Source organism: Salegentibacter profundi (assembly GCF_054121475.1).
Genome location: NZ_JBSYGG010000002.1, coordinates 35,054 through 58,018 on the forward strand (window position 1 = coordinate 35,054; position 22,965 = coordinate 58,018).

Genomic DNA, 22,965 nt, shown 5'->3' on the forward strand with positions numbered 1-22,965 from the left:
TTGATAAATTAAAATTTAATAGAAACGCGGCTATTTAAGGCTTTGTTTGTAGCTTTATACTGTTAAATAATATGATATGTCACCAAGAATAAAAAGAATAGGAGTTATGACCTCCGGGGGTGATGCTCCTGGAATGAATGCGGCAATTCGTGCTGTAACCCGGGCCTGCGCTTATTATCATGTAGAATGCTTTGGTTTTAAAAGAGGTTTTCAGGGAATGATAGAAAATGATTACCTTGAACTAAACGCCCGTAGCGTACGAAATATCATTCAACTAGGAGGTACTATCCTACAATCTGCACGCTCTAAGGAATTTTTAAGCGAAGAGGGCAGGATAAAAGCAGCTGCCAATATCAAAAAACTAGGAATAGACGCCATGATCCTTATAGGAGGTGAGGGAACTTTTAAAGGTGGTCAGGTACTTTATAGAGAACATGGAATCCCAGTTCTGGGAGTTCCGGGTACCATAGACAATGATATCTATGGGACTCAGTATACCATTGGCTATGATACTGCTTTGAATACGGTAGTGCAGGCGGTAGATAAAATAAGAGATACCGCAAGTTCCCATAACAGATTATTTTTTGTAGAAGTTATGGGACGGGATGCAGGTTTTATTGCCCTTAACAGTGGGATTGGAGCCGGTGCAGAAGAAATTCTTATTCCCGAGGAGAATTTAGGACTCGATAGATTATTAAACTCCCTGGAGAGAAGTAGACGTTCCGGTAAAACTTCAAGTATCGTGGTAGTGTCTGAAGGCGATAAAACCGGAAAAAATGTTTTTGAACTGGCGGATTATGTAAAGGAAAATCTACCTTACTATGATGCAAAAGTGACTGTTCTTGGACATATTCAACGGGGGGGAAGTCCAACATGCTTTGATAGGGTACTGGCCAGCAGGATGTGTGTCAAAGCAGTAGAATTATTACTTGACGGTCAGCATAATGTAATGGTGGGAATGATGAATAATCAGATAGAGGCATGTAACCTGGATAAGGCTTTAAAAGATAAACCAACAATTAACAAGGAATTACTTAGAATTTCCGATATTCTTTCCACCTAATTATGAAGAAAACAATAGCGATAATTGCCCATAACGGGAAGAAAGCTGAAATGGTTCAGTTTTTAAATGAAAATCGGGAAATTCTACAATCAAAGGCCATACATCTCATTGCCACAGGGACCACGGGAGCTAAAACTGAAACCGCGGGCTTTGAGGTAGAAAAATTGCTTTCCGGACCTATAGGCGGAGATGCTCAAATAGCTGCCAAGGTTGCAGAAGGCCAGGTACAAATGGTGATTTTTTTCCGTGACCCCATGGACAAACATCCACATGAGCCTGATATCTTCATGTTGATGCGTATCTGTGACGTACATAATATACCCTTGGCTACTAATCCTGCCACGGCGAAATTACTTATTCAGGCTATTTAAACAGCTTTTTAGCCTGTGAGAATTAAAATTTCACGGCGATTGCACTAATTTCTACATTCACAAATTTCGGGAGGTTTGCCACTTCTACTGTTTCCCTGGCCGGGGCTGTTTCCGGGTCAAAATACCTGCCATACACTTCATTTATTTTTCCGAAATTATTCATATCGCTTATAAAAATTGAAGTCTTAATGACGTTTTCAAAACTCAAACCTGCCTCTTTGAGAATGGCCTTAAGATTTTCCATTACTAACCCGGTTTCCTTGGTAAGGTCTGAAGTTTCTAGTTCACCGGATTGAGGGTTAATGGCAATCTGACCTGATATAAAGAGCATATTTCCGCTCATTACTGCCTGGTTATACGGTCCGATTGGGGCTGGTGCATTGCTGGTTTTGATAATTTTTTTCATACTGTTTATTATTTAAAGTTGTCGGTCTGGTTCTCGCCGTTTATCGTATTTAATATCGCTTAAAATAGATGATTTTATTCCTATAAAAAAGTACCAGGAGCTCCGTTCGCTAAAGGGCACCCAATTAAAGCTCATTCTCCAGCTATCCAGGTCCCGCTGAAATCGTAACTGGGTATAGGTAAACCCCTGTTCCTTTAGATCGTATCCTGAAGACCCCCCAACTTTCCATTTAGGCGAAAGTTCCACATCACCAGAGAACATTATGGAATGAGAGGTAATCTCATTTTGTCGGGCACTATTATTATAGGTCATGGTATAGGATAGCCTTAAATCCCAAGGTATTTTATAATTATACCACCTGTTGTCCCGATCTTCTGTATTGTCATCTTCCAGGTCATCCTCATCATAGAACCGGCCGTCCAGGTCTGTTCCTTTCCCGAAGAGATCATCCCGACGCCCCCCGTTTCTATATGTTTCATTTTCGAGCTCGTCGTCCTCCTGCGCATCCCCATCAAAATCTTTACTGGAAAAAGAATATGAAAAACTCACATTGGCATTGGTAAATCGAAATAGGCTTCCACCATTTTCAATATTTAGTTTATCGATTCTCCGGTTGTTATTATCCAAAGCATAAATATCCATATTCCCGGCCACATTGATATCCAATTTATTGCGGATTATCGGAATACCTCCCCGTATGGAAATAGGGGATAAGCGAAGGGAATCTCCTGCCAGATTATAAGAGGTGTTAAATGAGAAATTATTAAGTAAGGTTATTTTTTCAGGCTCAGTTGCGGTGCTGTCTTTCGAACGAACTTTAGCTTCCAGGGTATTGCTCAGACTCAAACCAATTGAACTTGAAAACCTTCTTCCCGGTGCCCCGTAGAGTGTTCCCTGAAACCGTGAATAATCAACCATGTTTGTTTCTAGTGGGTTGGCCGGATTGATCCGTTCATAGCTATCGTAATACTGATCAAAAGCAGGATTGATATTATAGCTAATATTGGGGCGCATTACATGGCGTATGGCCTGTATTTTTTTATCTTTTCCAAAGCTTTTTAAACCGTAAATTGTGGTTCCTATATTACTGCTGAAATTGTATGTGCGATAAGAATCAAATTTATTAATCGTGTCGATCACCTCCACATTGGCTGCTTCATCCCATGATCGTTCAAAGGTTTTAAATACCCAGTTCTCATTGTAATTGGCATTTACACTGGCACTTAAATATTTAAAAATCTTAAAGTTAGTTGACAGGGGAATGGAATGCTGTGCACCAAAGTTCATCCCTTCAAACATTTCAGGTTGGAAAAAGAGGGAATCAGTAGTCTGAATCTGATTCTCTCCCCTGAAATTATATTGTAAATTGATGTTTTCAATAAATCCTTTTTTTGCACCTGTCTTTGGGGCAAAGGGATAAACTCTCGACATGCTCAACTGCGCCGTTGGCAGGCTCATATTAATTTGTTCCGTGTTGGTGTTTTGTGAATGCCTGGCAGCAACGCTTAAGTTGATCTGAGGCTCCCCTTCAAAAGTCTTACTATAAGACACAGAAGAACTTAAAGTATTATTTAGAAAGTTACCTGTATTTCCTTGATTTACAGACTCTTTATAATAAGTGCTTGATCCTAGGTTGACCGAAGCAGAAAACCTGGAATTAGGATTTGCTTTTGCATCCTGATTATGAGTCCACTGAATATTATACTGGGTCCGTTCGGCATAATCTGGAAAGCCTCGTTCGCTTTCGAGCTGATTTTCATATCTCAATCTGAAATTACCTCGGTACTTATAGCGTTTTGCATAATTGGATTCCGTGCTAAGTTCATAACTTCCATTGGTATAATAGCCTCCTAAAACCATAAGGTCCACATAATCGCTAATTGCGAAATAATAGCCCCCGTTTTGCAGAAAATATCCTCTGCGGCTATCGCCGAAACTCGGTGGAATAAAGCCTGAAGTTTCCTCCTCAGTCATGGGGAAATATCCAAATGGCAACCCGAGAGGGGTTGGCACATCTGCGATATACATATTAACAAGTCCCGAAACTATCTTTTTATCCGGAACGAATTTGATCCGGCGGGCATAGAAAAAATAATCAGGATTTTCGACATCTTCAGAGGTGGTAAAGCGGACGTTCTTCATAAAATAGACCGAATCATTTTCGCGCTTTGTTACCTCGCCTATAACATTAAAGGAAGCTTGTTGTGTCCTGGAATTATAAACAAGAGCTCTTTCTGTATCAAAATTAAAGCGTATGGAATCGGGTTCAACCGTTTGATTAGCCTGAGTGAATACCGGCGTTTGAGAATATGTCCCTGTGGAGTCGGGAATACCATAGGCATACACTTCATTCTTATTATTATCAATAATGATTAATCCAGCATTTATTACCATGTCCTCATAGGTGATCTGGGCTTCATTATAAAGATACATACGGTTTTCTTTCTGACTGATCCGCATATAATCCTTGGCAGTATAGGTCACTACGTCGGTAATAAGCTGGTTTCCCTGCGGCTTTATAGTATCTTGCATTAAGGAATCTCCAAGGATGGTATCTAGGGGTTTAATACTTTGAGCAAGCGGAAGCGAATCTCCCATCCCGACCAACGTGTCACGCTGGGCTGGAATCTCTATTCCTTCTTGTTTTCCGGTTTCCTGGGCCATAGTGATACCTGGAAATAGAAAAAAAATAGAGCAAAAAAGTATATTAAGTATAGTTGGTTGCAATGCTTTAAGTGCTATTTTTGTACGGAATGGCTCGCTTTTTGCGAATTCAAAATTACATATATTTTTTCAGCTTGGATTTGAGATTTAAGGAAAAATAGTAATTAAAATATTCACCCCAAATTTTGCGTTACGTATTTATGAGAACGAACCTACTTAAACTTTTCGTATTAATTTTTCTTACACCAGCATCTTACCTATTTGCCTCTGAAACGGAAAAACCCCCACGAGATCGTTTTGTAGTAGTTTTGGATGCCGGTCACGGGGGAAAAGATCCTGGAAATAGGGGTAATGGGTTCAAAGAAAAGGAAATAGCTTTAAATATTGTATTGCAGGTAGGAAAAGCCCTGGAAAGACGCGGAGATATTGAAGTTATCTACACCAGGAAAAGCGATGTTTTTATTGAACTAAATGAACGGGCTAAAATAGCCAACGAAGCTAATGCCGATCTTTTTGTATCGGTACACTTAAATGCCCATAACTCTCAAGCCTACGGTACAGAAACTTTTGTCCTGGGACTCCATAAATCCCAGGAAAACTTTGAGGTTGCCAAAAAAGAGAATTCAGTAATCTTTCTTGAAGAGGATTATGAAATCACCTATGATGGTTTTGATCCTAATTCTCCTGAGTCGTATATAGGAATGGCCCTTATGCAGGAAGAGTATCTCAACCAAAGTATCCTTCTTGCCGACTTTATTCAGAAAAATTTCACCCACAAACTAAAACGTAAGAATCGTGGGGTGAAGCAAGCCGGTTTTCTGGTCCTGAAAAATGCGGTGATGCCAAGTGTATTAATAGAAACTGGGTTTTTAACCAACAATCATGAAGGCCCCTATTTAAATAGCAAAAAAGGGCAGGAAAATCTTTCCAATGCCATTGTTGATGCTATTATAAGATATGCTCAAAACATTAATTTAAATACCCTGGAAAGTATTTCGGACAGGGAATTCGGAATTTCCGAGTCCAATGACTATTATGAAGGAATTACTTTTAAAGTTCAACTGGCAGCCGGAAGTACTAAACTCGAAACCAAACCCTATAATTTTAAGGGGCTCAGAAATGTAAATCGTGAAAAAGAGGCCGGGCTCTATAAATACTATTACGGAGAAACTTCCAATTATAGCAGAATTCAAGAATTTCATAGGGAAGCCAAACAGAATGGATATCCTTCGAGTTTCATTGTAGCCTTTAAAAATGATAAAAAGATAACGGTTAATGAGGCGTTAAAATCTAAGGTTAATTAGAACTATCTTTCTATTTTTATTTCTAAATTTGTGCATATTCAAAAAAAATAGCTCTTGAAATTTACACGTGAGGTAAAAACTGCCCTTTTAGCTATTACAGCTATTATTCTCCTGATATTTGGTTACAGCTTTCTAAAAGGAAAAAACCTACTCGATTCGAGTAGGACCTTTTACGCCATGTATGATGATGTGGAAGGATTATCGCCTTCCTCACCGGTAACCATTAACGGCCTGAAAGTGGGTCAGATCACCAACATAGATTTTGTTGACCAATCTGGTTTGATCCGGGTTACCTTTACCATTGAAAATGATTTTCAATTTTCTAAATCCAGTATTGCCAAGGTGTACGGAGGTGGAATCATCGGAGGCAAATCTCTTGCCGTCATTCCGGATTATGATGATCCTGAGATGGCGGAATCCGGAGATATTTTAAAGAGTGAGGTGGATGAAGGCATCATGGAGTTGGTAAATGATAAACTAGCTCCTCTTCAGGAAAAAATAGAAAATTCTATCGTTAGTGCCGATTCTGTGCTCACGGCCCTTAACAAAATAATGGATGATAGTACCCGGAATAATATCCGAAGTACTTTTAGTGATCTTGGAGAAACCGCTCGTTCCTTTAAAGGAACGGCCTATGAACTGGAAGGGCTTATTAAAGATAATTCATCTAAATTAGACAGGACCTTTACAAACCTGGATGAAATGTCTACCAACTTCAATAATTTTTCCGATACCCTTTCTACAATGAATATAGGTAAGGTCACCGATGATATTGAAAATGTAATTGCTGATTTTGAATCGGTCTCCAATAAGCTTAGTAATGGGCAGGGAACTGCGGGAAAATTGCTTAATGACGATAAGGTATATGATAATCTTGAAAGAGCAACAAAACAGCTGGACCAACTTTTACAAGATATAAAACTGAATCCTAAGCGCTACGTTCACTTCTCTGTTTTTGGAAAAAAACCAGGACCCTATCAGCCGCCGCAGGATTCGTTAAAATAACCAACCTGTTATGCAAATAATATCACAGATTCTATTCCTCCTGGCACTGGTGGCCGGTATTTGGTTTTTTACCAGGAATGTCAAACGCCTTATTCGCAATATCAAATTAGGAAAGGAAATTGATCGTTCCGACCGTTCCGGAGAACGATGGGCTAAAATGTCCCGAATAGCCCTGGGCCAAAGTAAAATGGTGAAAAGACCAATTGCGGGGATTCTTCACGTGATCGTATATGTAGGTTTTATTATCATAAATATTGAGGTACTGGAAATCATAATTGATGGCCTTTTTGGGACCCATCGTATCCTATCTTTTATGGGAGGGTTTTATAATTTCCTTATCGGTGCCTTTGAAATCCTGGCACTGCTGGTTTTAATTGGAGTTATACTATTTTGGACCCGGAGAAACATCAGTAATATTTACAGGTTTTTAAGCAGGGAATTAAAAGGTTGGCCTAAAAATGACGCTAATTATATCCTTTACTTCGAAATGATCCTGATGCTGCTGTTTTTAGTAATGAATGCTACAGATTATCAACTTCAGTTAAACGGTGCTGCACACTATTCGCAGGAAGCGGGTATCGTAGGAGCTTTTCCGGTGAGCCAGTTTTTACTACCCATCTTTGATGGGATGAGCAATGCCACGCTAATCATTATTGAAAGAGCAGCCTGGTGGCTTCATATCTTAGGTATTCTGATTTTCCTTAATTACCTGTATTATTCCAAACATCTACATATTCTTCTTGCTTTTCCCAATGTGTATTACGCTAAACTTCAGCCCAAGGGAGAAATGGATAACCTGGAAGCTGTGACCAATGAGGTGAAACTGATGATGGATCCCGATGCTGATCCATTTGCTGCGCCAGCAGAGGACGAGCAAGAGAGCGAACCTGAAAAATTTGGTGCTTCAGATGTTATGGATCTCAACCGGGTGCAATTACTCAATGCTTATACCTGTACCGAATGTGGTAGATGTACCTCTGAATGCCCTGCAAACCTGACTGGAAAAAAATTATCTCCGAGGAAAATTATGATGGATACCCGTGACAGGGTAGAAGAAATTGGAGAAATTATCAATAAAAAAGGAAAATTCGAGGATGATGGCAAACAATTGCTGGATGACTATATTCTTCGGGAAGAACTATGGGCATGTACCACCTGTAATGCCTGTGTAGAAGCCTGTCCCATAGGAATTGATCCATTATCCATAATTCTTGATATGCGCCGCTACCTTGTGATGGAACAAAGCGCAGCTCCAAATGAATTGGGTATAGCGATGACCAATATTGAGAATAATGGTGCGCCCTGGCCTTACAATCAACAGGATCGCCTGAACTGGGCTAGTGAGAATTAAGACTAATCAAGAAGAAAAATTTTTCAATAAAATATACAATTATGGCAGATGCACTTAAGGTCCCAACAATGGCCGAATATATGGCGGAAGGCAAGAAACCCGAAGTACTTTTTTGGGTAGGATGTGCCGGAAGTTTTGATGATCGCGCAAAAAAGATAACCAAAGCATTTGTAAAACTCTTACATAACGCCGGAGTGGATTTTGCAGTATTGGGTACAGAAGAAAGCTGTACAGGAGACCCCGCAAAACGTGCTGGAAATGAATTTTTATTCCAGATGCAGGCAGCCACCAATATAGAAGTACTCAATGGTTATGAAATCAAAAAAATAGTGACAGCCTGTCCTCATTGCTTCAATACGATAAAGAATGAATACCCGGCCCTGGGAGGAAACTACCAGGTGGTGCATCATACCCAATTCTTAAAGTCACTACTTGAAGAAGGGAGATTAAAAGTTGAAGGCGGTAAATTTAAAGGTAAGCGTATTACCTTTCACGACCCTTGTTACCTGGGGCGTGGTAACGGAGAATATGAGGCCCCTCGTGACTTACTACGCAAACTTGAAGTTGAACTGATCGAAATGAGAAAATGCAAGAGCGAAGGCTTGTGTTGTGGTGCTGGAGGAGGACAAATGTTTAAAGAACCGGAACCCGGAAATAAAGATGTTAACATTGAAAGAACGGAGCAAGCCATGGAAATACAACCGGAAGTAATCGCAGCGGGATGTCCGTTTTGCAACACCATGATGACCGATGGAGTGAAAAGCAAAAACAAGGAAGATGATATTGCTGTTATGGACGTGGCCGAACTTATCGCTTCCGCTGAAGATATATAAGGGATTTTAACACTAAAAACTGGTACTATATTTGAATTCCATGGAGGAAATCAATTAGTTTTGTGATTATCTAAAATTACACCACATGTTAGTACCCTTTGAAAATCTACCAGACACTGCTCGTGTCTGGATTTATCAGGCCAACCGGTCTTTTACTCAAGAAGAATTACAAGAAATTAAAGCAAAGTTAGATGAATTCTTAACCCAATGGACAGTCCACGGTTCAGCGCTTAAAGCGGGTTACGATATTAAATACAAGCGTTTTATTACTATCGGACTTGACCAACAGGTTAATTCTGCCTCGGGATGTTCCATAGATGCCTCTGTTGCTTTTATCCAACAACTGGAAAAAGACTACAATGTTGATCTTTTGGATAAGATGAACGTCTCATATAAACAGGGAGAATTCGTGGCGTACAAGTCTTTAACTGATTTCAGAAAAATAGCCAAAAACAAATCGGTCTCTCCAAAAACAATTGTCTTCAACAATCTGGTAAATAACAAAGCTGAATATAAAAATAACTGGGAAGTTCCTGCTTCCGAAAGCTGGCACAACCGCTTTATAAAATGATGAATTTTAGGAATCAAATCCGTTTACTTTTTTTATTTCTCATTTTTATCAACTTTAATGCAATTGGACAGCACACTCACCCGTTACTGGCCAATGATGCCGAGGCACAACGCAAATGGGTAGATAGCGTATATGCTCAAATGAGTCTTGATGAAAAAATTGGACAGTTATTCATGGTCGATGTTTATTCCAATGCTTCAGAGGGTGAACTCAATCGAACCCGAAAGCTCATTAAGGAAAATAAGATAGGGGGACTCATTTTTTCTAAAGGAGGTCCAAAAAGACAGATTAGTCTTCACAATGAATTCCAGGAAATTGCCGATTTTCCTTTGCTTATAGGAATGGATGCTGAATGGGGGTTATCCATGCGTCTTGATTCCACTTTTGCACTGCCCTGGAATATGACACTGGGTGCTGTTAAAGACAACAGGTTGATTGAATCTGCCGGGGCGGCTATCGGCAGGCATATTAAAAGGATGGGGGTTCATATAAATTTTGCTCCCGTAGTAGACATTAATACCAATCCCAATAACCCTATAATCGGAAATAGAAGCTTTGGCGAAGAAAAGGAAAATGTGGCTCAAAAGTCAGTGGCCTTTATGAAAGGCTTGCACAGGGAAGGGGTTTTGTCCAGTGCAAAGCATTTTCCGGGAAATGGGGATACCGATTCCGATTCTCATAAAACATTACCTACGGTAAATTTTACAGAAGAAAGGATTAAGAATATTGAGCTTTATCCTTACTATCCGTTAATTCGGGAGGGGCTTTCCAGTGTAATGGTGGGTCATTTAAATGTACCTGACCTTGAACCGCAACAAAATTTACCTTCTTCAATTAGTAAAAATATTATTTCTGATCTTCTAAAAGACCAATTAGGTTTTAATGGACTGGTTTTTACCGATGCCCTGAATATGAAAGGCGCCTCTGATCACCAGGGACCAGGTGAGATCGATCTAGCAGCTTTTTTGGCTGGAAATGACATCTTATTAATGTCCGAAGATGTTCCTAAAGCTAAAGAGACCCTGACCAATGCCTATATAAAAGGCACCATTACTGAGCCACGATTAGCCCATTCTGTTAAGAAGATCCTTTTAGCCAAATACAAGGTTGGTCTTAACGATTATAAACCAGTGAACCCCGGCTACATAATTGAGGAATTAAATACGGTCAGAGACAGCGCACTATTTGAAAATTTGGTTGAAAACTCTCTGACGCTTCTTAAAAATAATAAAGCGGTAGTGCCGGTTAAAGACCTTTCTAAGAAAAAGATCGCCTATGTGAATTTTGGTAATGCCGATGGTAGCGAGTTTCTGGCACAGATGAGAAAATACACTGAGGTTGATTGGGTAAGTGCGGCTTCCCTTTCCGTATTGTTGGAAAAATTAGAGAAATACAATTACGTGGTTATAGGCTTTCATAAACCGGATGTAAACCCTTGGGCAGGCTATAAATTCTCGGTGCGGGAAATAGAATGGATCCATGAAATTGCCCGTCAAAATACCACCGTTCTGGGCCTTTTTACCCGACCCTATGCCTTAACCCCTTTACCGACTCAGGACCTTGAGGGCATCCTAATAGGATATCAAAATAATAAAATTGCTCAACAGAAACTGGCACAGGTGATTTTTGGGGGGATAGAAGCCCGGGGAATTCTACCGGTAAGTCTGGGGAATGCTTTTCCTGTAGGGACAGGTTTTCAAACGAAGGGTCTAAACAGGATGTCCTACGGAAAACCTGAGAATGTAGGACTTAATTCTAACAAGCTTCAGAAAATAGACAGCATAATTGAAGATGCAATCGAAAAGAAAATGACCCCTGGTGCCCAGATCCTTGTTGCCAGGAAAGGTAAGGTGGTGTACGAAAAGAATTTCGGATATCATACTTATGAGAAAAATACACCGGTCAGTGATACTTCGATCTACGACCTGGCTTCCTTAACTAAAATCCTGGCAACGCTTCCACTAATCATGCAACAGGAGGAAAAAGGAGTTGTAAATTTTAATACCCGTCTGGATGATTTACTACCGATTTTTGAAGGGTCCAACAAGGGACACATCACCCTACAGAATATGCTTATGCACTATGCCAGATTAAAGCCCTGGTTGCCATTTTACGTTCCAACCATTGACAAGGTAACGCGAAAACCCTCAACGGTTTATTACTCTGAAACCCCTTCAGCGAATTTCAATACGACTGTGGCCGATCAAATGTATATTCGTGATGATATGCAGGATACGATCCTGGATATCATAAAGGAAAGCAAACTGGAACCCAGGCGAAGGTACAAGTATAGCGATTTGCCTTTTTATATGCTGAAGTATTACCTGGAGGCTTACTACCAGACGACCTTACACAGTATTACCCAGGAAAGATTATATAAACCTTTAGGGGCGAATTATACCGGTTATCTTCCTTTAACAAGGTTTAAAAAAGAACAAATTGTTCCGACTGAATATGACAAACTCTGGCGTGGCCAGGTGGTTCATGGTTATGTGCATGACCAGGGAGCAGCTATGCAAGGGGGGATTGGCGGGCATGCTGGTCTCTTTAGCAACGCCAATGATGTGGCTAAAATGATGCATGTTTTTCTTTATGAAGGGCGCTATGGAGGTGAAAAATATTTCAAAAGTGAAACCGTTGAAAAATTCAATACCTGTTATTATTGCGAAGAAAATGTAAGGCGTGGCGTTGGTTTCGACAAACCACAATTGCAGGCTTCCGGTCCAACTTGTAATTGTGTTTCAATGTCAAGTTTTGGACATTCAGGTTTTACCGGAACTTTTGCATGGGCAGATCCTGAAGAAGAGATAGTATATGTATTTTTGTCTAATAGAACCTTCCCGGATTCTAACAATCGAAAATTAATAAGGGAAGATGTCAGGTCAAAAATTCAGGAGGTGATCTATGAAGCCATTGATTTCTAGTTGATCAACAGAACTAAGTGTATCTTTAAATAAAAATTCAATGAAAATAGGCATTGTTTGTTACCCTACTTTTGGGGGAAGTGGGGTAGTAGCCACCGAGTTAGGCCTTGCGCTTTCCAGGCGTGGTCATGAAGTTCATTTTATCACCTACAGCCAACCGGTCAGGTTAGATCAATTATCGAGCAATGTAAGATTTCATGAAGTCCATGTTCCGGAGTACCCCCTCTTTCATTATCAACCCTATGAACTTGCACTAAGCAGTAAACTGGTTAACATGGTTAAACTTCATGGGATTGAAGTATTACACGTTCATTATGCCATTCCTCATGCCTATGCCGGCTATATGGCCAAAAAAATGCTTGAAGAAGAAGGAATTGAGCTTCCCATGGTAACCACACTACACGGCACCGATATAACACTTGTAGGAAGTCATCCCTTTTATAAACCAGCAGTGACTTTTAGTATAAATAACAGTGATGTGGTCACTTCGGTTTCTGAAAGCCTGCGAACCGATACCTTCAAATCCTTTGAGATCAGAAAGGAAATTGAGGTGATTCCCAATTTTATTGATATTACCAAGTGTGAACGTTTTTCTTTTACGGATTGTCAACGCACCATGATGGCTGAAGAGGATGAAAAAATTATTACACACATCAGTAATTTCAGAAAAGTTAAACGCATCGATGATGTTATCAAAATATTCTTTGAAATCCAGAAGAAGATAAAGGCAAAATTAATGATGGTGGGGGAAGGACCAGAAAAAGAAATGGCTGAGAATATGGCCATAGAGCTGGGTATTGGAGAAAAGGTGTTATTTGTAGGAGAAAGCCATGAAATCGATAAGATCTTGTGTTTTTCAGACCTGTTCGTATTGCCATCGAGAACAGAAAGTTTTGGTTTAGCGGCCCTTGAGGCCATGGTGCATTCCGTACCCGTAATTTCATCTAATACAGGAGGACTTCCAGAGGTAAATAATGAAGGGGTCTCCGGGTTTTTAAGCAATGTTGGGGATATTGAAGATATGGCCAGAAACGCCTTATATATCCTTAGTGATGAAAAACGCCTGAAGGCCTTTAAAAATGGTGCGGTGAAAACTGCCGCAAAATTTGATATCAATAAAATAGTCCCTTTATACGAAGAGATTTATGAAAAGGCTTTAACAAAAAAAGTGGAAGATTAACTTCCACTTTTTCCTTTAAAAATGATTTATTTTTAAAACTGATATCTTATCCCAAGAGCGATATCTGGTGAAAGGTCATTGGTCACATTGTAGTCATTAAACCCTATTTCCGGCCTGAAATCAAGAGATAGTAATAAGGGAATATCAAAATTATATTCTATCCCTATATCACCGGCTACAAATAAAAATGCACCATCGTTAGGATATCGATCTCGCCAGTCGTCATGAACATCTACACTTCCAACACCACCACCAAGGCCTGCATACCAGTTAAAGCCACCATCAATATTCCAAACCCACTGGTATAAACCGGTTAGTTTAAAAGCATCATAACGACTGTGATTTCGCCAACCAAGGTCTAATTCGAGACGGTTATTCTGGCCTCCAAGGGCTCTTTGATAGGAGATTTCAGGACCTATCCCATCTCCACCACCAAGTCTTAATCCCAATGCATTTTCGGAAATACTTTGGGCCTGTGTCTGGTTTACAAAGCTTGCTCCTATAGCGAAAACGGCTATTAAAATTAATTTTTTCATGTTCATAGTTTTTAGATTCGTTGTGCAAATTTAATTGTTACAGCAAAATGTTAACGCCTTGGTAGCCCAATCTATTGTTAATATTCCATAAAAAACTGTTAAGTATTTTGGCATTTTTTATGTAATTTTAGCCGCTTACTATGGAAAAAAAATTGCAACAGCTTTCACAAAAAATTGATGGCCAGTTATATTACGATAAACTATGGCGGTCAATTTATGCTACGGATGCTTCTGTCTACCGGGAGTTGCCATTGGCGGTATGTTATCCCAAAAATGAACAGGACCTAAAACTACTGATCAAATTTGCCAAAGATCAAAGGACTTCCTTGATCCCACGTACGGCCGGAACTTCCCTTGCTGGCCAGTGTGTAGGAGATGGGATTGTAGTAGATGTTTCAAAATATTTTACAGCCATAAGGGAAATAGATTTTGAGAAAAAAACAGTCAAGGTCCAACCTGGTGTGATACGAGATGACCTGAATAGAGTTTTGGCAGAACACGGCTTGTTTTTTGGTCCCAATACTTCCACCTCTAATAGGTGTATGATAGGTGGTATGGTTGGAAATAATTCCAGCGGTACAACTTCCATTAAATATGGAACCACCCGGGATAAGGTCATCGCCATGAAGGTTTTACTTAGCGATGGGAGTGAAGCTGAATTCGGGGAAATTTCGTCGGAAGAATTTCAGAAGAAACTGAAGTTGGACTCCAAGGAAGGAGAGATTTATCAAAAGATATTTGCTGAGCTTTCTTCTGAGGATGCCAGAAAAGAGATCATTGATAAATTCCCACCCAAAGAGTTACACCGTCGTAATACCGGTTATGCGGTGGACGAACTTATTTATTCCGAAGTCTTTTCAGAAACAAATGATCCGATTAACCTTTGCCGCCTTTTATGTGGTAGTGAAGGAACCCTTGCCCTGACTACAGAAATCACCCTGCAACTTGATACCTTGCCACCACCACTTACAGCTATGGTCGCAGCTCATTTCTCCAGTATAGATACCTGTATGCAGGCGGTTGTTCCCGCTATGGAACATTCCTTATTTACCTGCGAGATGATGGATAAGGTGATCCTGGATTGTACAAAACAGAACTTGAAATACAAGGAGAATCGATTTTTTATAGAGGGTGATCCCCAGGCTATTCTCATGCTTGAAATGCGAGCAAATTCTCAAGATGAGTTGCAGAAGCAAACCAAAGCTCTTCTGGAAACCCTGGAGAATTCCGGTTTAAGTTATGCCTTACCCGTCCTATTTGACCAGCAGATAGAGCTGGCCCTGGAATTGCGTAAGGCAGGCTTGGGATTACTTGGAAATATAATTGGGGACAAGAAAGCTGTTGCCTGTATTGAAGATACTGCGGTTTCACTACCCCAGCTAGCCGATTATATTTCAGAGTTCGGTCAGATCATGAGGAATTTTGGACAGGATGCCGTTTATTATGCTCACGCCGGAGCTGGAGAAATTCATTTAAGACCCATCCTGAATCTCAAAAAGTCACAGGAGGTCAAACTCTTTCGGGAAATTACCCAGGAGGTGGCTAAACTGGTTAAAAAATATAATGGATCCCTAAGTGGTGAGCATGGTGATGGAAGGGTGCGCGCAGAGTTTATCGAGATGATGATAGGTCCGAAAAACTATCAGCTTATAAGGAATATCAAAGCTACTTTTGATCCTGATAATATTTTCAATCCCGGTAAGATTGTCGATGCTGCACCAATGGATACCTCGCTACGGTATGCCCCCGATAGGGTTGAACCACCGATTGAAACCTTTATGGATTTTTCCGAAAGCCAGGGGATTCTCAGGCTTGCCGAGAAATGTAATGGAAGTGGAGATTGCAGGAAATCCTCAGAGGCAGGCGGGACGATGTGTCCGAGTTACCGGGCAACCAAAAATGAAAAGGACACCACCCGTGCCCGGGCCAATGCATTAAGGGAATTCTTGACCAATTCAGAAAAAACAAATAAGTTCGATAATGCCGAATTAAAGGAGGTATTTGATCTCTGTATCAGCTGTAAAGGGTGTAAGAGTGAGTGTCCTTCCAGTGTGGATGTAGCAGCTTTAAAGGCAGAATTTCTTTATCAGTATCAGAAGGAAAACGGAACATCTTTAAGGAGTAAGGCCTTTGTTAATAACGGAAGATTAAATAAAATCGCTTCTAAGGTTTCAGGAATTTCCAATTTTCTTTTTAGCAATAAATTGACTTCTGGGCTGGCCAAGAGAGCAATGGGAATCGCCCCGGAAAGAAATTTGCCTAAGCTTTCGCCAGAGAGTCTTGGTAGCTTCTATCGCAAGAATAAGGATAATTTAAAGGTAAAGAACCCGCTCAAAACCGTTTATTTATTCAATGACGAATTTACAAATTACCTGGATGCCCAGATTGGTATCGATTGTTTGGAATTGTTAAGTAAATTAGGCTACCAGGTTGAAATGGTCGATCATGCCGAAAGCGGGAGAAGCCATCTTTCCAAGGGATTTCTTGAGGAAGCCAGGGAGTTTGCCAATAAAAATATCAACATTTTTAAAGATATCATTAACAGTGAGCACCCTTTAATTGGTATTGAACCTTCAGCTATCTTGAGTTTTAGAGACGAATACCTTCGTCTTGCCGATGATAAAAAAGCAGCAGAGCATCTGGCAGAAAACGCCTTTATTATTGAAGAATTTCTAAAAAAAGAAATTGCGATTGGCAAAATTAAACCGGAACATTTTACCGCTGAAGAAAAGACAATTAAAATTCACGGGCATTGCCATCAAAAATCTTTATCCAATACAGCTACAACTTTTGATATATTAAACCTTCCTAAGAATTTCAAAGTGAGCATCATCCCTTCTGGTTGTTGTGGGATGGCCGGTTCCTTTGGCTATGAAAAAGAACATTACCAGATAAGTATGGACATCGGGGAGCAAACTTTATTCCCAGCCGTAAGAAAGGCCTCCAAAGAAACGGTCATTTCGGCCAATGGTACAAGTTGTCGCCACCAGATTTACGATGGCACCAAACGTATGGCCAAGCATCCGGTGACCATTTTAAAAGAAGCTTTAGTCAGTTAAATACTTATATGGGCGCGGTTGTATTTATTTCGATACTGAATCGGTGAGATACCAGTTATTTTTTTAAACGTATTTCGAAATGCTTTTTCATCACAATACCCTACCTCATACATGATTTCCCCGACATTGTCCCTGGAGTTTTCCAGGCTGCGTTTGGCTGCTTCTACCTTGACGCGTTGTATGTATTGGCTAATAGTATTGTTAGTTGCAGCCTTAAACCTTCGTTCAAGGCTTCTACGGCTTAGGGCATATCGTTCAGAGAGATCACATATATTTATCTTTTCCTGAAAATTATTTTCTATATATTCCTGGACATTCTTAACGGTATGATCTTCATGATTTTTTTGGCCCTCAAAAATCCGAAATGCAGATTGCTTCGCTTTATCTAATTCGATCATAAATGCTTTCGAAGTGAGAATAGCGATTTCTCTACCGGCATATTTTTCAACCAGATAAAGAAGCAAATTTAGATAGGAATAAGCTCCTCCACTGGTATAGATACCAGAATCTTCGGTTAAGATCTTATCGGCCACTAATTTTGCTTGTGGGTAACGAGCACTGAAGTTATCAGCATGAATCCAATGAGTAGAACATTGTTTGCCATTGAGAAGACCTGTTTCAGCTAAAAAAAATGCGGCAACGCATAAACTTGCGATTTCTGCTCCAGCCTTATATTGCCTGAGTAGCCAGGGAACAAATTCTTTGTTATTAATAAAGGCTTCATCAGGCTCATCATGTATTGCCGGGATAATAATAAGATCAGTTTTGGTGATTTCAGAAAGCATTTTTTCCGGTTTCACTGAAAATAGGCCATTGCTTTGCTCGGTAGGATTTGTAATACCGACCAGTGTTATCTCAAAAAGAGGTTCTTTACCCCGAGCCTGCAAAAAACTGTTTACCTGATTAAAAATCTGGTGTGTCCCGACAATATTCACCAAGCTTGTATGCCCTCTTGGAATAAGGATGGAAATATGTTTTTTCATCGATACTCTTTGAATTCAATAGTTAAATTATGGCTTTTCGCTCACAATTATAAACAATAAAATTACAAATTCCTGATAAGATTTGTCGCATTCCCCCCTAAAAATTGGCGGATTTACCCTAGAAGTATTAAATAAATTGGCTTTAATTTTATGATATCTAAAATATAATATTGATATGTTAGAATATTCAGCAGTTTTTAGCGGATTCTCTGTCAGGGATCTTGAGAAGGCCAAACTATTTTATTCAAGAGTCTTAGGCTTTTCAGTATACACTAATCCTATGGGAGTTTTAGAGCTTGAAATCCCTGGTCATAACTCCATTATTATTTATCCTAAAACCGATCACCAACCCGCGGTTTTTACCGTGCTTAATATTCCTGTGAAAAATATAGATGGAGCTGTAGCGATCCTGCGAGAAAAAGCTGTCGAATTTGAACAGTACCAGGGGGAAATCTCAACCGATAAGATAGGGATTCATCGTAGCAAGGAGGGAGGACCCAAAATTGCCTGGTTTAAAGATCCGGATGGAAATATTTTATCCCTCATTGAAAAGTAAATCCTTAGGAACTAAAAACAATAGATACAACAAAAAAATCAATTACGATGTCAACTCAAAAAATAATTCCAAATCTTTGGTTTGATCCTGGAAAATTTCCAGCTGAAATAGCCACTGAATTCTATGCTTCTGTTTTTAAAAATTCAGAAATAAGAACCATTACCCGTTATGGGAAAGCAGAAGAGCAAATCCATGGTCAGCAACCTGGAAGGGTAATGACGGTGAATTTTTCTATCGAAGGTCATGAGTTTGTAAGTCTCAATGGAGGACCGCATTTTCCGTTTAATCCATCGGTTTCCTTTTTTGTGATTTGCCAAACTCAGGAAGAAGTTGATGGTTTATGGAAAAATTTAAGCAAAAATGGACAAGTTCTGATGCCTTTGGATTATTATCCCTGGAGTCCAAAATATGGCTGGGTTCAGGATAAATTCGGGGTAAGTTGGCAGCTGATGTTAGAAGAGCCTAAGACCAAAACTCAGAAAATAATTCCGTCCTTTCTATTTACAGGAAAAAACCAGGGTAATGCTGAAGAAGCTATTCATTTTTATATTTCTGTATTTAAAAATTCAAGCCTGGGGGGAGTTTTAAAATATACTGAAGAGGATCAAAATGACTATGCCCTGGGAAAGGTGAAACACGCTCAATTCCAGCTCGAAGGACAAAGTTTTATGGCTATGGATAGTGGGATGGAATCCGATTTCTCCTTTAATGAGTCCATCTCGTTTATTATCGATTGCAAGGACCAGGTAGAAATTGATTATTACTGGGATAAACTATCTGCGGTTCCCAAAGCTGAACAGTGTGGATGGTTGAAAGATAAATTTGGAGTTTCCTGGCAAATCGTGCCTTCAACAATCCTTAGTGAAATGCTACAGGATCCAGATAAGAAGAAAAGAGCACGGGCAATAGCTTCATTTATGAAGATGAAAAAGTTCAACATAAACAAGCTAAAAGCTGATTTTGAGGGAAATTCACTTTCCCACTAAGCTTTCAAAATCTACCAAGGGTAATAATTATGGAATGAAAAGAATTTAATCCTACAAATTTACTCCCTCGAAAAGGCCTGACAAGGCTTATTACAAGAAAACATATCTGCAATGAACCCTATAAAGTATGATAATTGAAAAGCCAGAAAAACAAGGATAAGATTAAAATTTCATGCTTTAAAAATATGAAATAAATCCACTTATACTAATTGCTCTGAAATGGTTCATAATCCTGTAATAACCAATTTCCTGCTTAAACCTGAACAAAGCTAGAGGACCAATATAATTTTAAAGAAGACTTTTAAATTAAGGCTTAAAAAATTACATTTGTTCAAAATCGAAAATATGGCAGGAAATTCCTTTGGAAAATTATTTAAACTTACCACATTCGGGGAATCACACGGCCCGGCAATTGGAGGAATTTTAGATGGGTGTCCTGCAGGACTTCAACTTGATCTGGAGGCCATTCAAAGTGAATTAAACCGCAGAAAACCAGGACAGTCTGCCATAGTTACACAGCGTAAGGAACCGGATACTGTAGAATTCCTTTCCGGTATTTTCGAAGAAAAAACCACGGGAACCCCCATTGGCTTTGTTATTCGAAATGCCAATCAGAAGTCTAAGGATTATTCCCATATAAAAGATACCTTCCGTCCGAGCCATGCTGATTATACCTATGATGAGAAATACGGATTTCGGGACTATAGGGGAGGGGGTAGATCCTCGGCACGAGAAACCGCTTCAAGGGTTGTGGCAGGTGCTATTGCCAAGCAACTCCTTTCTAATCTTAAATTTCATGCCTATACGGCTTCAGTAGGAGACATCAAGCTCAATAAGAGACCGGAAGAAATCGACTTTAACCTTATTGAAAGCAACCCTGTACGTTGTCCTGACAAAGCTTCTGCTGAAAAGATGGAATCTTATATCAAAGAGATAAGAAAAGCAGGCGATACTATTGGTGGAACTGTACAATGCGTAATTAAGAATGTTCCCAAAGCACTGGGGGAACCGGTATTTGAAAAACTTCATGCCGAGCTTGGAAAGGCTATGTTATCTATCAATGCTGTGAAAGGTTTTGAGTATGGTAGTGGGTTTGAAGGGACCAAAATGAAAGGGAGTGAACATAATGACCTCTTTAATTCCAATGGTTCAACTAAGACCAATTTGAGCGGGGGAATCCAGGGTGGGATTTCTAATGGGATGGATATTTATTTTAATGTGGCCTTTAAACCTGTCGCAACCATCATGCAGAATCAGGAAACGCTCAATAAGGAAGGAGAAACCGTTGAAATGCAAGGTAAGGGGCGTCACGATCCATGTGTTGTTCCCAGAGCTGTACCTATTGTAGAGGCAATGGCTGCTCTTGTTATTGCTGATTTTTGGCTTCAGAATAAGATTTCTAAACTATAATCCAAATTTGAAATAAAACAATTATGAAGAAACTCGCACTGCACTGGCAGATTTTATTAGGAATGGCTGCCGGGGTTATTTTTGCGCTTATCCTCACCAATTTCAGCTGGGGTTCAGAATTTGTAAGCGACTGGATCAAACCCTTTGGAACAATTTTCATCAATGCCCTTAAGCTAATTGCAGTGCCGCTTATTCTAGGTTCCCTTATCAAAGGAATTTCTGACCTTAAGGATATTTCCAAGCTTTCTAAAATGGGAACCAAAACAATTGGAATATATATCGGAACCACTGTAATTGCGGTTCTAATAGGTCTTACCATGGTGAACCTGATCAAACCCGGAAACGCCATAACCCAGGAAACCCAACAAGACCTTATAACCAGTTATGAAGGCGATGCATCGAGTAAAATTGCAGATGCCGAAAAACAAAAAGAAGCTGGACCTCTCCAGGCCCTGGAAGACCTGGTACCCGATAATATTTTTGCTGCTGCCGGGGATAATGCCAATATGTTACAGGTGATTTTCTTCGCTATTTTCTTTGGTATCGGACTCATCCTTATTCCTGAAAAAACTGCTCAGCCCGTAAAGGATTTCTTTGATGGTTTTAATGAAGTCATTCTGAAGATGATCGATCTGATTATGCTTGCAGCACCCTATGGTGTTTTTGCATTATTAGCCGCTCTTGTGGTGGAATCACCCAGCACCGATCTTTTTGCTGCGCTCGCTATGTATGGAATTACCGTCCTGATCGGCCTGGCTTTAATGATAGGTGTCTATATCCTGCTAGTGTGGGTATTTACTAAAAATAAACCTTCTTTCTTTATTAATGGAATCGCTCCCGCACAATTATTGGCCTTTTCAACCAGCTCAAGTGCTGCGACCTTACCCGTTACTATGGAAAGGGTAGAAGAACACATGGGAGTCCACCGAGAGGTCACCAGTTTTGTGCTTCCTATTGGAGCAACTATCAATATGGATGGAACAAGCCTTTACCAGGCCATAGCTGCAGTTTTTATCGCACAGGCATTCGGTATGGATCTTAGTATTGGAGCGCAACTGGGAATAATCGCCACGGCTACTTTGGCTTCCATCGGATCTGCGGCCGTGCCAGGGGCAGGGATGGTTATGCTTGTCATCGTACTTGCCCAGGCAGGAATTCCCGAGGCAGGTCTGGCCCTGATTTTTGCAGTAGACCGGCCCCTGGATATGTGTAGGACCGTGGTAAATGTCACCGGTGATGCCGCCGTTTCTTTAATGGTAGCCAAATCGGTAGATAAAATGGGACCTCCCAACGTCAAGGAGTGGGATGATGAGTATCATCCTGAAAATATGGCTGTGGATGAAAAGGCTTAATCCAGGAATTTTGATTTTAATTCAGGGGTGGGAATCATGCAACTCTCTTTTTTACCAAACCATTTATACCGCTTATCGGCCACCAGGTTATAGATTCCATCCCGGAGACTTTCCGGAATAAACCAAAAATACTGCAGTAAAGAAGCTGCACCCGAAAGATCTTTTGAGATTTCAAGGGCAGCAGTGGATTTTCTAAAATACGCCACACCAGGTTCAATTAAAATAATTGAATCGAGCTCTTCGGGATCCATTCCTCTTTCCGAGACCAGTTTTCTTCCAAGCTCACTTTGCAGCGAGGCAAACCTGAAAACGTCTTTCTTATCATGTTTAATGATATAGGTGACCGTGCCATTGCAAAGGTTACAAACTCCATCGAAAAGCACGATCTTTTTATCCTTAGGTATTTCCATA

19 protein-coding genes are annotated in these 22,965 nt (G+C 40.1%); 14 read left to right on the forward strand and 5 right to left on the reverse strand.

Annotated elements, in window-relative coordinates; all coding sequences use genetic code 11:
- Positions 1-76: 76 nt before the first annotated feature.
- Together pfkA and ACW6NC_RS02985 are read left to right on the forward strand one after the other, a co-directional pair.
- Positions 77-1,063, forward strand: a complete 987-nt coding sequence (pfkA, locus tag ACW6NC_RS02980) for a 6-phosphofructokinase (RefSeq protein WP_457863702.1) — start codon at positions 77-79, stop codon at positions 1,061-1,063.
- A 2-nt stretch (positions 1,064-1,065) separates the two neighbouring features.
- Complete coding sequence (locus ACW6NC_RS02985; RefSeq protein ID WP_457863703.1) at positions 1,066-1,434, forward strand: methylglyoxal synthase; 369 nt, start codon at positions 1,066-1,068, stop codon at positions 1,432-1,434.
- Positions 1,435-1,456: 22 nt separating this feature from the next.
- Here ACW6NC_RS02985 and ACW6NC_RS02990 read toward each other — a convergent pair whose 3' ends face one another.
- Both ACW6NC_RS02990 and ACW6NC_RS02995 read right to left on the reverse strand, forming a co-directional pair.
- Positions 1,457-1,840: a RidA family protein gene (locus ACW6NC_RS02990; protein ID WP_457863704.1), complete on the reverse strand. Its 384-nt coding sequence runs from the start codon at positions 1,838-1,840 to the stop codon at positions 1,457-1,459.
- A 12-nt stretch (positions 1,841-1,852) separates the two neighbouring features.
- Entirely contained in the window at positions 1,853-4,504 is a 2,652-nt protein-coding gene (locus ACW6NC_RS02995) for a putative LPS assembly protein LptD (RefSeq protein ID WP_457863705.1), read from the reverse strand.
- Between the two features lie 200 nt (positions 4,505-4,704).
- Here ACW6NC_RS02995 and ACW6NC_RS03000 point away from each other — a divergent pair, with 200 nt between their 5' ends.
- From ACW6NC_RS03000 to bshA, 7 genes are all read left to right on the forward strand, one after another.
- The gene (locus tag ACW6NC_RS03000) at positions 4,705-5,808 is read left to right on the forward strand and encodes an N-acetylmuramoyl-L-alanine amidase family protein (RefSeq protein WP_457864065.1); all 1,104 of its coding nucleotides are present in this window, start codon (positions 4,705-4,707) and stop codon (positions 5,806-5,808) included.
- Positions 5,809-5,862: 54 nt separating this feature from the next.
- Positions 5,863-6,813, forward strand: coding sequence for an MlaD family protein (locus tag ACW6NC_RS03005; RefSeq protein ID WP_457863706.1), 951 nt, complete (start codon positions 5,863-5,865; stop codon positions 6,811-6,813).
- A 10-nt stretch (positions 6,814-6,823) separates the two neighbouring features.
- On the forward strand, positions 6,824-8,164 hold the full coding sequence (locus ACW6NC_RS03010; RefSeq protein WP_457863707.1) for a 4Fe-4S dicluster domain-containing protein: 1,341 nt from the start codon (positions 6,824-6,826) through the stop codon (positions 8,162-8,164).
- A 41-nt stretch (positions 8,165-8,205) separates the two neighbouring features.
- Positions 8,206-8,997 carry a (Fe-S)-binding protein gene (locus ACW6NC_RS03015; RefSeq protein ID WP_457863708.1) on the forward strand — a complete coding sequence of 264 codons (792 nt, stop codon included), beginning with the start codon at positions 8,206-8,208 and terminating at the stop codon, positions 8,995-8,997.
- 85 nt (positions 8,998-9,082) lie between these two features.
- Complete coding sequence (locus ACW6NC_RS03020) at positions 9,083-9,568, forward strand: ABC transporter ATPase (RefSeq protein WP_457863709.1); 486 nt, start codon at positions 9,083-9,085, stop codon at positions 9,566-9,568.
- Positions 9,565-12,492: a glycoside hydrolase family 3 N-terminal domain-containing protein gene (locus ACW6NC_RS03025; RefSeq protein ID WP_457863710.1), complete on the forward strand. Its 2,928-nt coding sequence runs from the start codon at positions 9,565-9,567 to the stop codon at positions 12,490-12,492. Before ACW6NC_RS03020 ends, ACW6NC_RS03025 begins: the two co-directional genes overlap by 4 nt.
- Positions 12,493-12,532: 40 nt before the next feature.
- Complete coding sequence (gene bshA, locus ACW6NC_RS03030) at positions 12,533-13,672, forward strand: N-acetyl-alpha-D-glucosaminyl L-malate synthase BshA (protein WP_457863711.1); 1,140 nt, start codon at positions 12,533-12,535, stop codon at positions 13,670-13,672.
- 32 nt (positions 13,673-13,704) lie between these two features.
- On the opposite strand, the gene ACW6NC_RS03035 is transcribed toward bshA, so the two are convergent.
- Complete coding sequence (locus ACW6NC_RS03035) at positions 13,705-14,208, reverse strand: hypothetical protein (RefSeq protein ID WP_457863712.1); 504 nt, start codon at positions 14,206-14,208, stop codon at positions 13,705-13,707.
- Positions 14,209-14,348: 140 nt separating this feature from the next.
- On the opposite strand from ACW6NC_RS03035, the gene ACW6NC_RS03040 reads away from it, so the two are divergent.
- Entirely contained in the window at positions 14,349-17,267 is a 2,919-nt protein-coding gene (locus ACW6NC_RS03040; RefSeq protein ID WP_457863713.1) for an FAD-binding and (Fe-S)-binding domain-containing protein, read from the forward strand.
- Here ACW6NC_RS03040 and ACW6NC_RS03045 read toward each other — a convergent pair.
- Positions 17,264-18,250 (reverse strand): GlxA family transcriptional regulator, encoded by a 987-nt coding sequence (locus tag ACW6NC_RS03045; protein ID WP_457863714.1) that lies wholly within the window; start codon positions 18,248-18,250, stop codon positions 17,264-17,266. The two genes, ACW6NC_RS03040 and ACW6NC_RS03045, sit on opposite strands and share 4 nt — an antisense overlap.
- A 175-nt stretch (positions 18,251-18,425) precedes the next feature.
- On the opposite strand from ACW6NC_RS03045, the gene ACW6NC_RS03050 reads away from it, so the two are divergent.
- From ACW6NC_RS03050 to ACW6NC_RS03065, 4 genes are all read left to right on the forward strand, one after another.
- Positions 18,426-18,806 (forward strand): VOC family protein, encoded by a 381-nt coding sequence (locus ACW6NC_RS03050; RefSeq protein WP_457863715.1) that lies wholly within the window; start codon positions 18,426-18,428, stop codon positions 18,804-18,806.
- A 47-nt stretch (positions 18,807-18,853) separates the two neighbouring features.
- A complete protein-coding gene (locus tag ACW6NC_RS03055) occupies positions 18,854-19,792 on the forward strand; it encodes a VOC family protein (RefSeq protein ID WP_457863716.1) in 939 nt (312 codons plus the stop codon).
- A gap of 345 nt (positions 19,793-20,137) precedes the next feature.
- Positions 20,138-21,202 (forward strand): chorismate synthase, encoded by a 1,065-nt coding sequence (aroC, locus tag ACW6NC_RS03060; RefSeq protein ID WP_457864067.1) that lies wholly within the window; start codon positions 20,138-20,140, stop codon positions 21,200-21,202.
- A 23-nt stretch (positions 21,203-21,225) separates the two neighbouring features.
- Complete coding sequence (locus ACW6NC_RS03065) at positions 21,226-22,554, forward strand: dicarboxylate/amino acid:cation symporter (protein WP_457863717.1); 1,329 nt, start codon at positions 21,226-21,228, stop codon at positions 22,552-22,554.
- Here ACW6NC_RS03065 and ACW6NC_RS03070 read toward each other — a convergent pair.
- Positions 22,551-22,964, reverse strand: a complete 414-nt coding sequence (locus ACW6NC_RS03070; protein ID WP_457863718.1) for a thiol-disulfide oxidoreductase DCC family protein — start codon at positions 22,962-22,964, stop codon at positions 22,551-22,553. The genes ACW6NC_RS03065 and ACW6NC_RS03070 overlap by 4 nt on opposite strands.
- Between the last annotated feature and the right edge of the window lies 1 nt (position 22,965).

Excerpts from the sequence above, each read along its gene's own strand:
- ACW6NC_RS02995 (WP_457863705.1), bottom strand. The coding sequence starts at position 4,504 with ATGGCCCAGGAAACCGGAAAACAAGAAGGAATAGAGATTCCAGCCCAG.
- ACW6NC_RS03050 (WP_457863715.1), top strand. The coding sequence starts at position 18,426 with ATGTTAGAATATTCAGCAGTTTTTAGCGGATTCTCTGTCAGGGATCTT.
- ACW6NC_RS03025 (WP_457863710.1), top strand. The coding sequence starts at position 9,565 with ATGATGAATTTTAGGAATCAAATCCGTTTACTTTTTTTATTTCTCATT.
- ACW6NC_RS03065 (WP_457863717.1), top strand. The coding sequence starts at position 21,226 with ATGAAGAAACTCGCACTGCACTGGCAGATTTTATTAGGAATGGCTGCC.
- pfkA (WP_457863702.1), top strand. The coding sequence starts at position 77 with ATGTCACCAAGAATAAAAAGAATAGGAGTTATGACCTCCGGGGGTGAT.
- ACW6NC_RS03015 (WP_457863708.1), top strand. The coding sequence starts at position 8,206 with ATGGCAGATGCACTTAAGGTCCCAACAATGGCCGAATATATGGCGGAA.
- ACW6NC_RS02985 (WP_457863703.1), top strand. The coding sequence starts at position 1,066 with ATGAAGAAAACAATAGCGATAATTGCCCATAACGGGAAGAAAGCTGAA.
- ACW6NC_RS03055 (WP_457863716.1), top strand. The coding sequence starts at position 18,854 with ATGTCAACTCAAAAAATAATTCCAAATCTTTGGTTTGATCCTGGAAAA.
- aroC (WP_457864067.1), top strand. The coding sequence starts at position 20,138 with ATGGCAGGAAATTCCTTTGGAAAATTATTTAAACTTACCACATTCGGG.
- bshA (WP_457863711.1), top strand. The coding sequence starts at position 12,533 with ATGAAAATAGGCATTGTTTGTTACCCTACTTTTGGGGGAAGTGGGGTA.
- ACW6NC_RS03000 (WP_457864065.1), top strand. The coding sequence starts at position 4,705 with ATGAGAACGAACCTACTTAAACTTTTCGTATTAATTTTTCTTACACCA.
- ACW6NC_RS03010 (WP_457863707.1), top strand. The coding sequence starts at position 6,824 with ATGCAAATAATATCACAGATTCTATTCCTCCTGGCACTGGTGGCCGGT.
- ACW6NC_RS02990 (WP_457863704.1), bottom strand. The coding sequence starts at position 1,840 with ATGAAAAAAATTATCAAAACCAGCAATGCACCAGCCCCAATCGGACCG.
- ACW6NC_RS03045 (WP_457863714.1), bottom strand. The coding sequence starts at position 18,250 with ATGAAAAAACATATTTCCATCCTTATTCCAAGAGGGCATACAAGCTTG.
- ACW6NC_RS03020 (WP_457863709.1), top strand. The coding sequence starts at position 9,083 with ATGTTAGTACCCTTTGAAAATCTACCAGACACTGCTCGTGTCTGGATT.
- ACW6NC_RS03035 (WP_457863712.1), bottom strand. The coding sequence starts at position 14,208 with ATGAAAAAATTAATTTTAATAGCCGTTTTCGCTATAGGAGCAAGCTTT.
- ACW6NC_RS03070 (WP_457863718.1), bottom strand. The coding sequence starts at position 22,964 with ATGGAAATACCTAAGGATAAAAAGATCGTGCTTTTCGATGGAGTTTGT.
- ACW6NC_RS03040 (WP_457863713.1), top strand. The coding sequence starts at position 14,349 with ATGGAAAAAAAATTGCAACAGCTTTCACAAAAAATTGATGGCCAGTTA.